Raw genomic sequence first — 12,480 nt, forward strand, 5'->3', positions numbered from 1 at the left:
CTGTTTAAAGTTCTTGGTCGCGCATCGGCGTGTCGCGCCCGGGCGACGCGATGAACACCTCGCCGGCTCCGGACAGCGTGATCGCGCCCTCATCCGGCGTGGCGAACGCCACCGCACCGACGGCGATGCGTCGGGCCTCTCCCGCGGCGGAGGCGACGGTGACGTCGCCCGCGGTCGCGAGCACCATCGTCGGGCCGGCGACGTCCCGGGTGAGCGGCGCACCGCCCAGCGAGACCCGCTCGAGGGCGAAGTCGGCGATCGGCACCGGATAGACCGTGCTGCCGCTGTCCCCTGAGGGACGCAGCACCGGCACCTCGCCGGCGGAGGTGTCGAGGATCGACAGCAGCTCCGGCACGTCGATGCGCTTGGGGGTGAGACCGCCGCGGAGCACATTGTCGCTCGCGGCCATGATCTCGACTCCGAGCCCCGAGAGGTACGCGTGCAGCAGGCCGGCGCGCAGGAAGACGCCTTCTCCGCGCCGCAGGACCACGTGGTTCATCAGCAGGGCCACGACGACACCGGGGTCCCCCGGGTAGTGCTCCGCCACACCGGCGATCGCCCGGAGCGTGCCGTTCCACTCCCCCGCGTCCGCCGCGGCCGCGGTGCGCACGGCCTCGATGATGTCGTCGACCTCGGTCTGCGCCTCACCGCCGAGCAGCCACCCGATCACCGCGCGGAGGACGTCGCCGTCGCCGCGCAGCCGCTGGCGGAGTGCCTCGACGCCCGCGCTGTCGCCGAGCGCGTCGAGCAGCGACGCGGTGCCCTCCACCGGACGCAGCCCGCTGAGGGATTCGAAGGTGTCGCTGAGCGCCACGATGAGCTCGGGCTTGTGGTTGTCGTCCCGATAGTTGCGCCGCGGGTCGTCCGCCGCGAGACCGTCCTCCCGCGACCACCCCTCGCGCGCCTGCGAGATCGTCGGATGCACCTGGATCGAGAGCGGCCGACCGGCCGCGAGCAGCTTCAGCAGGTACGGGAGCGAGCCCCCCGTGATCTGATCGAGCGTGCCGCCGCCCTCCACATCCGCCGGGTCGCCGGGATGGTCGCCGAACCAGACCTCGGCCTCCGGCGCGCCCGAGGGCGTGCGGCCCTCGAGCTCGGCGAGCAGGGAGTCGGATCCCCAGGCGTAGTCGCGGGGCGCGTTCGTGAGGCTGAGCAGCATGGATCCCAGCGTAGAGCCGTGCGGAGGCGCTCAGGGACGCACGAAGCGCGGCGCGGTAGCCTGAACGCGATGGCTCAGTACACCAAGCATCCCGTGGCGCCCCCGCCCACCGCGCCGGAGCGCGAGTCGACGGGGCATCTGCTGCTGCGCGCCTACGTGATCCTGGTGCTCTTCGTCACGTTCGCGCACTCGGCCGTCTACAACCTGCTCGGGATGATCGGCGCCGGGATCGTCCTCGCGGCCTTCACCCTCGCCACGCTCGCGATCGGCATCCCGATGCTCGCTCGCAACCGACCGCAGCCCTTCCGCTGGAGGCGCCTGCCCTGGTCGGCACTCGGCTACACGACGCTCGCGCTCGTCTCCGTCGCCTGGTCGCAGTGGCGCGGACCGACGCTCCTCACCTGGGTGCTGCTCGCCGCTGTCACGATCAACGGCCTGTTCATCGCGCACGTGCTCACCTGGCACGAGATCGTCCGCGCCCTGTCGTCGGCCTTCAAGTGGATCCTCGGGCTCTCGCTGGCTCTCGAGCTCTGGGTCTCCCTCGTCATCCACGGCCCGCTGCTGCCCAACTTCGCCACGCTACCGGACGGCGAGATCGACCCGCAGTGGTACTGGGTGCGCGACAACCTGTTCGACGGCGGTCGCATCCAGGGCATCGTCGGCAACGCCAACCTGCTGGCGATCATCTCGCTCTTCGCGATCATCACCTTCGGCGTGCTCTTCGCCGCGCGCGCACGCTGGCGGACCACCCTCGCGATGTGGTCGCTCCTGGCCGCCTACTTCCTGTTCCGCACGTCGTCGGCGACCGCGCTGGTCTGCGCCGCTGCGGCCGCCGTGGTGCTCGTGGTCGCCCTGCTCATGCGGCGAGCCGGTACTCCGGGAGCGCGCACCCGCGTCTACGTGATCGCGATCGGCGGCACGGTCCTGGGCGTCGCGGCGGTGTGGCTGGTGCGGGAGCCGCTGCTCGCGCTTCTGGGCCGGAGCTCCGACCTCACGGGCCGCTCCGACCTGATCTGGTCGAAGGTGCTCGAGCGCGCCGGCGAGCATCCGCTCTTCGGCAACGGCTTCTCGAGTCCTTGGATCCCGACGGACCCCGCGTTCGACGGCTGGATCACCGACCACGGCATCACCGTCTTCCACGCCCACAACATGTGGCTCGACGTGCTGCTGCAACTCGGCGCGCTCGGGGTCGTCCTCATGGCGCTCGCCTACGTGAGCCTGCTGTGGCGCTCGTGGTTCTTCGCCGTCGACCGGCCGCGCTGGGACCTCGAGGCCGCCCGGCCGTTCTCGCCGCTCACGCTGCTCCCGAGCCTGTTCACCATCGTCCTCCTCGTGCAGGGGCTCTCCGAGTCGACCCCGATCATGCTCTGGGGATGGATGCTGCTGGTGCTGCTGTCGTTCAAGCTCAAGTCGGTTCCGCTGGTGGGCGTGGGCGAGCGCGACCTCCTCTTCGAACGCGGCGCGCGCCAGCGGCGGGTTCCGTGACACCGGTCCGCCCGATCGTGCGCCTTCTCGGGTCCGTCGAGATGGCACGGGCGTTCACGCTGGCCGCTCTCACCGCGGTGTTCGGATCGTTCGCGATCGAGCAGATGACGTCGGCCGTCACCCTGGCCGCGGTCATCACGGCGCTGTGCCTTCTCGGCGGCGCGATCCTCTGGGTCCGCCGGGAGGAGCTGTCGCCGCTGCGCATCGCGCCCTCCTCGCTCTTCGCGTTCCTCTGCTGGGCCCTGGTGAGCCTCGTCTGGACGACCGACCGCTCCGACACGGTGTTCGGCTGGCTCTCCCTGTTCGGGTTCGCCTTCCTGGCGATCACCGTCGGCCACATCCGCGACACGCTGCAGACGGTCCGCGCGATCGGTGACACGCTGCGCGGGCTGCTGGCCGTCTCGCTCGGCATCGAGATCCTGTCCGGCATCCTGCTCGACGTCCCGTTCGCCTTCCTCGGCGTCCAGGGGAATCTGGCCGCAGGCGGCCCCATCCAGGGTCTCTTCGGCAGTCGCAACATGCTGGGGTTCATCGCGGTCATCGCGCTGATCACGTTCGTGATCGAGTGGCGCACCCAGTCGGTCGACCCTCCACTCGCCGTGGTGTCGGTCGCCCTCGCCGGATCGCTGGCCTTCCTCTCCTCCTCTCCGACCGTTCTGGTGCTCGCCGTCGCCGTCGGCATCGTGACGGTCGCGCTGACGATCGTCCGGCACGCGTCGCCGGAACGGCGCAACCTCGTGCAGTGGATGCTGGGAATCCTCGTCGCTCTGGCGCTCACCGTGGCGTTCGCGCTGCGGCATCAGATCATCGCGCTCCTCGACGCCGGTTCCGACTTCTCGATCCGCGCCACGCTCTGGAACACGATCCTGGACTTCGTCGCCGTCAAGCCGATCCAGGGCTGGGGATGGTTCGGAGACTGGGCGCGCGGCGAGTATCCGTTCACCTACATCAACTTCCAGCTCGACGACCGCCATCAGAGCGCGCTGAACGCGTTCTTCGACGTGCTCCTGCAGCTGGGCTCGATCGGACTCGTGCTCTTCCTGCTGCTCGGCGGCGTGGCGCTGGTGCGCTCGTGGCTGGTGGCCAGCGTGCGGCGGTCCGTCGTCTACGCGTGGACGCCGATCACCCTCGTCACGCTCGCGGTCGACTCGATGTTCGAGAGCTTCACGATCGTCGGGGCCGGCTGGTTCATGCTCGTGCTCTGCGCCCTGCGCGCCGGCCAGTCCCGGTCCTGGCGCGAGAACATCGACGCCGCGCACACGAGCTCGATCCCGACGCTCCGCCCGCAGGAGTGATGCGGCCGGGGCGAGCCCGGTTCAGAGCACGACCTTCAGCGCAGGGTACCGAGCTTCTCGGCCCAGGCGATGGCGTCGCGCACACCGTCGTCGACGGAGCGCTCCGCCTGCCAGTCGAGGACCTCACCCGCACGATCGACGATCGCGAAGGCGCCGGCCTGATCGCCGGGACGGCGACCGGTCTCGACGACGGCGAGGGGCTCACCGGTCACGCGTTCGAATGCGGCGACCAGCTCGCGCACCGTCACGCCGTCGCCGGTGCCGAGATTGATCACCCGGTACGGCTCGTCCGCGGTGGCGACCTCGTCGAACCGCTGCACGGCCGCGACATGCGCGAGCGCGAGGTCCCAGACGTGGATGTAGTCCCGCAGCCCCGATCCGTCGCGCGTCGCCCAGTCGGTGCCGGTGATCGTGAACGGCTCGCCGGCGGCATGCGCCTGCATGATCTTGCCCAGCGCGTGCGAGGGCCTCGGGTTCTGCTGCCCGGTCCGGAGCTGCGGGTCGGCGCCGATGGGGTTGAAGTAGCGGAGCGCGATCGCACGGAAATCGCCGGCGGCGGCCGCGTCGCGCAGGATCTCCTCGACCATCGCCTTGGTGGTCGCGTAGGGGCTGGAGGGCGCGAGGACACCGTTCTCATCGACGCCTTCCCCGGTCTCCCCCGCGTAGACGGAGGCGGACGAGCTGAACACGATGCGGGCGATGCCGGCGTCGCGGAGTCGCTGGAGCAGGAGCACCGTCTTGCCGACGTTGGAGTCGTAGTAGCCGAGCGGGTCGGCGACGGAATCCGGCACCACCGCGCGGGCCGCGCAGTGGACGACCGCATCGATGTCCGGGTGGTCCGACAGCAGGCGGTCGAGAAGGGCCGCATCGGCGATGTCGCCCTCGTAGAGGTTGCGGCCTTCGCCGAAGGCGCGGAGGCCCGTCGACAGGTCGTCGAGAATGACGACCTCGATGCCGGCCTCGATGCATGCCGTCGCGACGGTGGACCCGATGTAGCCGGCGCCGCCGGTGATCAATACCTTCATCGCCCTCAGTCTAGCCAGACGCCCGGGCGGCACGTGGAGCCGACTCTCCGCAGATCCGAAGGCGACGGACGGTAGGCTACTCACTGCTCGTCGCGTCGCGCGCTGTCCCGCCACAGCGGTCTGCGACACCAACATCGGAGAACTTACCCAGTGGCCCACGTCCTTCAGAACGTCGTCTTCCCACTTGATCGCGACCCCGATCTGCTTCCCCTGTACGCCGATCCCGAGACGTGGTCGGTCATCGAGGACGTGCCCGTGCGCGTGTCCAACCGTGCGCACCTCGGCAATATCCTCGGCCGTCACCGAGCGCGCATCGTCGCCGGGCGGCGTGTGTCGCTCGGCACCTACTTCAACGCTTTCCCCGCCTCCTACTGGCAGCACTGGACCAGCGTCCGAGAGGTCCGGCTGACCGTCCGCACGACGGGGCCCGCGACGATCCTCGTCTACCGCTCCAACGGCTCCGGCATCCGCCAGCGCGTCGCCACCCGTGAGGTGACCGGCGAGGCGACGACCTCGTTCGACCTCGACCTCACGCAGTACAGCGACGGCGGCTGGATCTGGTTCGACATCGTCGCCGACGAGAAGCCCGCGGTGCTCGAGGGCGCGGAGTGGACGACCGAGCAGGAGCCAGCGCGGTCCGGCAAGGCGTCGCTCGGCATCACCACGTACAACAAGCCGGACTACTGCGTCGAGACGCTGCGCGCCCTGGCCGCCTCCCCCGACGCGCTCGAGTTCGTCGACCGCATCTTCCTGGTCGACCAGGGGTCGCAGCTCGTCTCCGCGCAGGACGGCTTCGACGAGGTCGCCCAGAGCCTCGGGGAGACGCTGCAGGTCATCCGGCAGGAGAATCTGGGCGGATCCGGCGGGTTCGCCCGCGCCATGCACGAGACGCTGCAGCGCCCGGAGAGCGACTTCGTGCAGCTGCTCGACGACGACGTGCGCCTCGAGCCCGAGTCGCTGCGCCGCTCGATCGTGTTCGGCCAGTACGCGACGACGCCGGTGCTCGTCGGCGGGCACATGTTCGACCTGCTCGATCGCCCCAAGCTCCACGGCTGGGCAGAGGTCGTCGACGAAGACCCGTTCATGTGGCGCAACCTCTATCAGGAGAAGATGCCGCACGACTTCGGCGTGTCGAACCTGCGCCAGTCGACGCTGCTCCACATCCGGATGGACGCCGACTACAACGGCTGGTGGATGTGCCTGATCCCCCTCGACGTGATCCGCAAGGTCGGCCTCGCGCTCCCCGCGTTCATCAAGTGGGACGACGCCGAGTTCTGCCTGCGCGCAGGAGAGGCCGGGTTCCCGACGGTCTCAATGCCGGGCGTCGCCCTGTGGCACGTCTCCTGGGTCAACAAGGACGACACGATCGACTGGCAGGCGTACTTCCATGCCCGCAACCGGATCGTCGCCGGCCTCCTGCACTCCGGCGCCCCACGCGGAGGAGCGCTGCTGAAGCACAGCAGACGTGTCGACCTCAAGCACCTGATGATGATGCAGTACTACCCGGTGGCTCTGCGCGCCCGCGCTCTGCGGGACATCCTGTCGGGCCCCGACCACATGCGGCGGAACCTGGCGACGGCGATGCCCGCCGCGCGCGCACTCGCCCCCGAGTTCCCCGAGACCGTCGTGCACCGGGATCCGGCGAGGGTGCTGCACTCCCGACGCGGCCGCCGCGTGTTCCAGCAGCTGTCGAAGAACGATCTGGACAACCCGACAGGCATCCGGCTGCGGGTGTTCACGCTCCGCACGCTGCTGTCCCACTGGCTGCACCGGCCGCACCCCGCGAACATCGCGCAGCCCGAGGTCGAGTTCGGCAAGGAGGACGCCCTGTGGTGGCGCGTCCCCGCCTTCGACAGCGCGCTCGTGAGCGCCGCGGACGGATCCGGCAAGAACATCTACACGCGCGACCGCGGACAGTACCGCCGCATGCTGCGCGAGAGCATCCGACTGCACTCCGAGCTGCGCCGCCGGTGGCCGCAGCTGCAGAAGCAGTACCGCGAGGCGCTCCCCGAGCTCGTCTCACCCCAGTCCTGGCAGCAGATCTTCGAGGAGAAGGCATGACCGCGGCGCCCGCTGCATTCGACCCCACGGCCGCGACGATCGTCATCGTCACCTTCAACCGCTCTCACCTGCTCTCGGGCCTGCTCACGAGCATCACCGCGATGGACCCGAAGCCCGGCCATGTCGTGATCATCGACAACGCGTCCGCCGACGACACCACCGCCGTCGTCGAGTCCTTCCGCGAGGGCATCGGCACCGAGATCGTCTACCGCCGCCTGGAGACGAACACCGGCGGTTCCGGCGGATTCAGCGAAGGCATGCGCACCGCGTACGAGCTCGGCTCCGAGTGGATCTGGATGATGGACGACGACGTCGAGGTCCTCACCGACGGCCTGGCGAAGATGGGCAAGTGGGCGCCGCGGTTCAAGAGCATCCAGGGCCGCCGCATCGACTACGACGGCAGCGAGTTCTACTGGCAGTACCGCATCGCGGAGCGCATGGGGATCCCGATCCCGTTCGCGCCGTCCGGATTCGACGACTCCGGATTCAAGGAGATGAACAGCGGATGCTTCGAGGGCATGTTCATCCACCGCTCGATCGTCGCGCAGATCGGCCTCCCCGACCCGAGGTTCTTCATCTACTGGGATGACCAGATGTACGGGTGGCTCGCCTCGCGCCGAACCACCGCCGTCATCGTGGACGAGTTCGTCCTGCGGCGCACGCGCGAGATCAAGCAGTGGGACATGGGCATCCGCCACATGAACGCGTCGAGCAACGCGTATCGCTACTACATCATGCGCAATCGCGGGTTCATCAAGCAGTACTACCGTGTGCACGGGGTCTACAACCCGGTCCTGTTCGGGCTGGGCACCGCGGCGACATTCGCGAAGGAGCTGATCCGGCTCGTGTTCGTGGAGAGGACCGTGCGCGGGACCAGCAACCTCTTCCGCGGAATCCGTGACGGCGGCAAGGCCGGACGCGACCGCACCTGGCAGCCGATGGAACCGCTGGAGGCATGACGATGGACGAGCAGCAGCCGGAACTGCGGTGGGCCCCGCTCCCCGCTCCCCCGAAGCGCACCGGCCGGATCTGGCTGATCGTCGGCCTCTCGGTCGCCGCTCTGGCGATCGTGGGCGTGCTGCTCTTCCTCTTCCTCCCTCGAGGTGACGGCCCCACCCCCGGCGCGAGCCCGTCGTCCACGCCGTCGGCCTCCCCGAGCGCGACGCCGACACCGACACCGACGCCGTCCGCGACGCCGGCTCCGAGCCAGACTCCGATCGTCGACCCTCCGCCGGCGACCGACCCGACGATCGAGGCCTTCCGCGGTCAGGTGAGCGGCTGGCTCAACGACGCTCCGCGCGGACTCGACATCATCACCGGCGCCAACGGACCCGACGCGCTCCCGGTCGTCGAGACGCTCCAGCAGGACGTGCAGCGCCTCTCCGACGCGCAGCCGCCCGCCTCGATCGCCGACGGATGGCGTGACGGGCTCTCGGTGTACTCGCAGCGGCTGACCGACCTGCAGTCCGCGCTGACGGTCGGCGCCGCTCCCGCCGAGACGATCGATGCCGCCCGTGCGGCCGTGCAGGACCTGCGCGCCCTCGTCGGACTCTGACGTCGTCGGGTCGGATCAGGACCCGGATCGATCCTCTTCCGTCCAGTCGACCATGCCCGCAGAGGCGCAGTCGGGTGCCGGGATCACGACGGGTGCGCCGTCGGCGAGGCTGCACAGCGCCAGTGCGGGCCTGCCCACCGGGGCGCTCTGCGGGCTGCCGCTCTGGAACTCCACACTCATGAGCAGCCCTTCATCCCATAGTCGCGCACATTCCTCGATCAGTTCGGGCGACGGGTTGGCTCCGCTCGGGACGGGGACAGACACCGCGATGCCGCGCGGGTCCGAGAGCGCACCCCCGGACCCGGACAGGGAATCGACGGGTCCGGCGACGGCAGCGCAGACCACATCCACCGACCGCGTCTCGAGGCCGCCGGCGACGGGCTCCGACCCCCGATCGGCTAGCGCCCAGGCGGTCCCGGCCCCGGCGAGCAGACACACCCCGGCGACCAGACCCCACGCGAGGCGCGTTCCACGCCTCACCGGTCGCGCGTCGGTCGCCTGCGTGACCAGGGCTCGTCGGAGCCGTGCGCGGAACTCCGGATCGATCCCTCCCGTGCTTCCGCTCATGTCGTCCCCTTTCCGCCTACCCGGGCGTCCGGGGTGAGCTCGGTCATCGCGACGCGCAGCCGCTGCTTCGCGCGACTGAGTCGCGTGCGGACCGTTCCGGCGGGCACGCGCAGCAGCCTGGCCGCATCGGCAGGCGCGACCTCCTCGATCACGCAGAGCGCGAGGATCTCCTGATCCGACGCGCTCAGCCGCGCGAAGGCCGTCTCCACCTCACCTCGGCGATGCGAGCGCGTCTCGGCATCGAGCACCTCCTCCGCATGATCGGGGACGACGTCGGGCCGCAGTCGTCGGAGGAGGCGTTCGTGCCGCATCCGGGTCCGGGCGCTGTTCCGCGCGATGTTGGCCGCCGTCACGAGCAGCCATCCGATCACGGAGCCGTTCACGACTCTCACCCGAGAGCGCAGCCGCCACGCCTCGAGGAACACCATCGCCGTGACGTCCTCGGCGTCCTCACGCGAATGGGCGAATCGCCGCGCCTGTCGATGCACACGGTCGACGTGCCGATCGAAGACAGCGGCGAAGGCGTCGGCGTCGCCGGCGCAGGCCTGCGCCCAGAGGTCGGCGTCGCTGCAGTCCATGCTCTGCCCGGGGTCAGTCACAGGTAGCTCAGCGCGGAACGAGGATCGATGAGACCACGACCGCGCCGGGTCCGTACTCCTGGTCCATCTCCCGCTGCAGTGCACCGTCCACGTCGTGGACGACCTGGATCGTGATCACGCCTGTCAATGCGTCCGGACCTGTCGTCATGACCTGATGCTCCGTCATCCTCTGATGATCCGCCATGATCTCCTGAACCCGCGCATTCAGCTCCGCATCGGTGAAGTCGACCGAGAACACGCAGAGCGCTCCTCCCCATACTTCGCGGATCCGTGCCTCCGCCCCCGCAGGATCCGACCGTACCCCGACGTTGATGATCGAGAGCCCGGCGTGCACGGCGTTGAGCCGCAACGCCTCGAGGGGATCCGTCCCGGGCGGCACGGTCGGGATCTCGCTGCGGTCGATCCACATGGTGCCGTATCCCTCCACGCTCGCGATCAGGCCGAACGCAGCGTTCAACGATTCATAGGACGCTCTCGTCTCGTCGACGATCTTCCATCCGCCATCCGGCGCGGGGCAGCGAGAAGGCAGGATCGGACCTGTCGGATGGGCGGGCGGTGTCGCGGCGATCGGTCCCGTGGAGACGACGGCGAGGGTCTCGGCGTCCGAGTCGTAGACTCCCGTCACCGTGAAGTCGCCCCAGCGCACGCCTGCGTGCTCCTCGTACTGCCCCTCGACGGCTTCCCAGTCCCACCCGGCGAGCTCCACCCCGCCGGCGCATGCAGGAGGATATGGCTGGAGTACTCCGAAGCAGAGATTCGTCTGTCCGTCGCGTTCGATGACCGCCCCCGAGGCTTCGGTCATGAACGTCGACGATATCCCGGCGCCGAGAGCTCCCCCTTCTCGCACCTCTTCCGCGCGTGGTGTGGCGCACCCCGTGGCGGCCAGGGCCAGCACCAGCACCACCGCCCCGCGCGCACGCCCTGCGATCGACCTCACCACACCGACCTCCCCCTTGAACTCCGGGATCCGCTGATGCGGCCCTCACCAGGGAGTGTCGCGAGGACGCCCAACGTTACAGGAAGGGTTCAGGCGTTGTAGTCGGCGTTGTACTGCGCCAGCACGTCGGCGATCGGCGCGTCGAGCACGAGCTCGCCTTTGTCGAGGTAGAGGCCCCGCGTGCAGAAGCGACGGAGGTCGCGCTCGTTGTGGCTCACGAAGAACAGCGTGCGCCCTTCGGCCAGCAGCTCGTCGATGCGGGTGTAGCACTTCTCGCGGAAGGCCTTGTCCCCTACCGCGAGCACCTCGTCGACCAGGAGGATCGGCTCGTCGAGCTGCGACACGACCGAGAACGCCAGGCGCACCTTCATGCCGTTGGAGAGGTGCTTGTAGGGGGTCTCCTCGAAGCCGGCCAGCTCGGCGAACGCGATGATGCCGTCGTATCGACGGGAGACCTCCTCGCGCGACATCCCGTGCAATCCGGCCGTGAGCCGCACGTTCTCGCGCACCGTGAGGTCGCCGACGAAGCCGCCCGTGATCTCGATCAGCGGGGCGACTCCCCCGTTGACCGTGACCGTTCCCGTGTCGGGCAGGAGGACCTTGGCGACCAGGCGGAGGAGCGTCGACTTGCCCTGGCCGTTGCGCCCGACCACGCCGATCGACTCGCCCGGCTGCACGGTGAACGAGACGTCGCGCAGCGCCCAGAACTCCCCGGGACGCGAGCGTCGCGAGGCCCCGGAGAAGAGATCCTTGAAGCTGCGTCGTCCACGACGGTTCCGTCGGAAGTGGACGCCGAGTCCCTGGACTTCGATGGCCGCGGACATCACAGCTCCTTCAGCACGGGACGCTCCAGGCTCCGGAACGTCCAGACGCCCAGCGCGAGGATGACGATGCACATCACCGCACTGATCACGACGGGGGTCGTCTGCCAGAGCTCCGGGAAGAATCCGACGCGGTAGAGGGTGAAGATACCCGCCAGCGGATTGAAGGCGCCGATGGTGTCGAACGGCGCCGGCAGGTCCTGGAAGCTGTAGATCACGGGCGAGGCGTAGAAGAGCGCGCGCAGGATCAGCGCCGTCGTCCGCTCGAGGTCGGCGTAGAGCACGCAGAGCGGAGCCACCAGCAGCCCGAGGCCGACGAGCAGCGTCACCTGCATGAGCATCGCCACGGGGAACCAGAGCAGCATCCAGTTGACGGTCGCGCCGCTGAACACCGCGAAGAGCACCAGCACCGGAATCGAGAAGAGGAACTCGATCCCCTTGCTCAGCACGATGCGGTTCACCCAGATCGATCGCGGGATGGCCGTCGACCGCACCAGGCGCGAGTCCTTCTTGAACGCCCTCGTGAAGTCGGACACCGAGGTGTTGAACCACACCCACGGCAGGAGCGCCACGATGAGGAACACGATGTAGGGATCCTCGCCGACGGTGCGGTGGAAGACCTGCGTGAAGACGAACCAGTAGATCGCGCTCATCACGAGCGGATCGAGGACGGACCAGAGGTAGCCGAGGAAGCTCGTCGCGTACCGGACCTTGAGGTCGCGGGCCGACAGCAGCCACAGCGAATGCAGATAGCGCCGGGGCGTCCCGGGCGCCCCGACAGCAGCGTGACTCACGATGTCGAGTCTAGGAGAGAGTGTTGTTCCAGAGCGACAGCGCCGAGCCGATGGCCATGTGCATGTCGAGGTACTGGTACGTGCCGAGGCGTCCGCCGAAGTGCACGTCCTTCTCGCCCTTCGCCAGGTCGCGGTAAGCCAGCAGCCCCTCACGATCCGACGGCGTGTTCACCGGGTAGTAC

13 protein-coding genes are annotated in these 12,480 nt (G+C 69.2%); 5 read left to right on the forward strand and 8 right to left on the reverse strand.

Annotated features, from left to right (window positions below; genetic code table 11):
* Positions 1-4 precede the first annotated feature (4 nt).
* Entirely contained in the window at positions 5-1,159 is a 1,155-nt protein-coding gene (gene manA / locus DC434_RS11330) for a mannose-6-phosphate isomerase, class I (protein ID WP_116635363.1), read from the reverse strand.
* Positions 1,160-1,228: 69 nt separating this feature from the next.
* Between manA and DC434_RS11335 the strand changes: the two genes are divergently transcribed.
* Positions 1,229-2,644, forward strand: coding sequence for an O-antigen ligase family protein (locus DC434_RS11335; RefSeq protein ID WP_116635364.1), 1,416 nt, complete (start codon positions 1,229-1,231; stop codon positions 2,642-2,644).
* Positions 2,641-3,939, forward strand: coding sequence for an O-antigen ligase family protein (locus DC434_RS11340; protein WP_116635365.1), 1,299 nt, complete (start codon positions 2,641-2,643; stop codon positions 3,937-3,939). Before DC434_RS11335 ends, DC434_RS11340 begins: the two co-directional genes overlap by 4 nt.
* Positions 3,940-3,974: 35 nt before the next feature.
* Here DC434_RS11340 and galE read toward each other — a convergent pair whose 3' ends face one another.
* Positions 3,975-4,964: a UDP-glucose 4-epimerase GalE gene (galE, locus tag DC434_RS11345; RefSeq protein ID WP_116635366.1), complete on the reverse strand. Its 990-nt coding sequence runs from the start codon at positions 4,962-4,964 to the stop codon at positions 3,975-3,977.
* A 150-nt stretch (positions 4,965-5,114) separates the two neighbouring features.
* Between galE and DC434_RS11350 the strand changes: the two genes are divergently transcribed.
* Genes DC434_RS11350 through DC434_RS11360 form a run of 3 tightly spaced genes read left to right on the forward strand, consistent with a single transcriptional unit; the run spans position 5,115 to position 8,580 of the window.
* Entirely contained in the window at positions 5,115-7,025 is a 1,911-nt protein-coding gene (locus DC434_RS11350; protein WP_116635367.1) for a glycosyltransferase, read from the forward strand.
* Complete coding sequence (locus DC434_RS11355) at positions 7,022-7,984, forward strand: glycosyltransferase (RefSeq protein ID WP_116635368.1); 963 nt, start codon at positions 7,022-7,024, stop codon at positions 7,982-7,984. Before DC434_RS11350 ends, DC434_RS11355 begins: the two co-directional genes overlap by 4 nt.
* Positions 7,985-7,986: 2 nt before the next feature.
* The gene (locus tag DC434_RS11360; RefSeq protein ID WP_243408897.1) at positions 7,987-8,580 is read left to right on the forward strand and encodes a hypothetical protein; all 594 of its coding nucleotides are present in this window, start codon (positions 7,987-7,989) and stop codon (positions 8,578-8,580) included.
* A 15-nt stretch (positions 8,581-8,595) separates the two neighbouring features.
* Here the strand turns inward: DC434_RS11360 and DC434_RS11365 are convergent, their stop codons facing one another.
* From DC434_RS11365 to DC434_RS11390, 6 genes are all read right to left on the reverse strand, one after another.
* Positions 8,596-9,147 (reverse strand): hypothetical protein, encoded by a 552-nt coding sequence (locus DC434_RS11365; protein ID WP_116635370.1) that lies wholly within the window; start codon positions 9,145-9,147, stop codon positions 8,596-8,598.
* Complete coding sequence (locus DC434_RS11370) at positions 9,144-9,746, reverse strand: sigma-70 family RNA polymerase sigma factor (RefSeq protein ID WP_243408898.1); 603 nt, start codon at positions 9,744-9,746, stop codon at positions 9,144-9,146. The genes DC434_RS11365 and DC434_RS11370 overlap by 4 nt, the downstream gene beginning before the upstream one ends.
* A 7-nt stretch (positions 9,747-9,753) precedes the next feature.
* Positions 9,754-10,548 carry a hypothetical protein gene (locus DC434_RS11375; RefSeq protein WP_116635372.1) on the reverse strand — a complete coding sequence of 265 codons (795 nt, stop codon included), beginning with the start codon at positions 10,546-10,548 and terminating at the stop codon, positions 9,754-9,756.
* Positions 10,549-10,772: 224 nt separating this feature from the next.
* A complete protein-coding gene (locus DC434_RS11380) occupies positions 10,773-11,507 on the reverse strand; it encodes an ABC transporter ATP-binding protein (protein WP_116635373.1) in 735 nt (244 codons plus the stop codon).
* Positions 11,507-12,298: an ABC transporter permease gene (locus DC434_RS11385; protein WP_116635374.1), complete on the reverse strand. Its 792-nt coding sequence runs from the start codon at positions 12,296-12,298 to the stop codon at positions 11,507-11,509. Before DC434_RS11385 ends, DC434_RS11380 begins: the two co-directional genes overlap by 1 nt.
* Positions 12,299-12,308: 10 nt before the next feature.
* Positions 12,309-12,480, reverse strand: a 172-nt coding sequence (locus tag DC434_RS11390; protein ID WP_279303209.1) for a UDP-galactopyranose mutase, incomplete at its 5' end; no start/stop codon positions are given.

Source organism: Microbacterium sp. TPD7012, assembly GCF_003075395.1.
Taxonomy (GTDB): domain Bacteria; phylum Actinomycetota; class Actinomycetes; order Actinomycetales; family Microbacteriaceae; genus Microbacterium.

What these genes read in the sequence shown, in the direction of transcription:
- DC434_RS11335 (WP_116635364.1), top strand. Translation starts at nt 1,229, where the DNA reads ATGGCTCAGTACACCAAGCATCCCGTGGCGCCCCCGCCCACCGCGCCG.
- galE (WP_116635366.1), bottom strand. Translation starts at nt 4,964, where the DNA reads ATGAAGGTATTGATCACCGGCGGCGCCGGCTACATCGGGTCCACCGTC.
- DC434_RS11360 (WP_243408897.1), top strand. Translation starts at nt 7,987, where the DNA reads ATGGACGAGCAGCAGCCGGAACTGCGGTGGGCCCCGCTCCCCGCTCCC.
- DC434_RS11355 (WP_116635368.1), top strand. Translation starts at nt 7,022, where the DNA reads ATGACCGCGGCGCCCGCTGCATTCGACCCCACGGCCGCGACGATCGTC.
- DC434_RS11365 (WP_116635370.1), bottom strand. Translation starts at nt 9,147, where the DNA reads ATGAGCGGAAGCACGGGAGGGATCGATCCGGAGTTCCGCGCACGGCTC.
- manA (WP_116635363.1), bottom strand. Translation starts at nt 1,159, where the DNA reads ATGCTGCTCAGCCTCACGAACGCGCCCCGCGACTACGCCTGGGGATCC.
- DC434_RS11375 (WP_116635372.1), bottom strand. Translation starts at nt 10,548, where the DNA reads ATGACCGAAGCCTCGGGGGCGGTCATCGAACGCGACGGACAGACGAAT.
- DC434_RS11380 (WP_116635373.1), bottom strand. Translation starts at nt 11,507, where the DNA reads ATGTCCGCGGCCATCGAAGTCCAGGGACTCGGCGTCCACTTCCGACGG.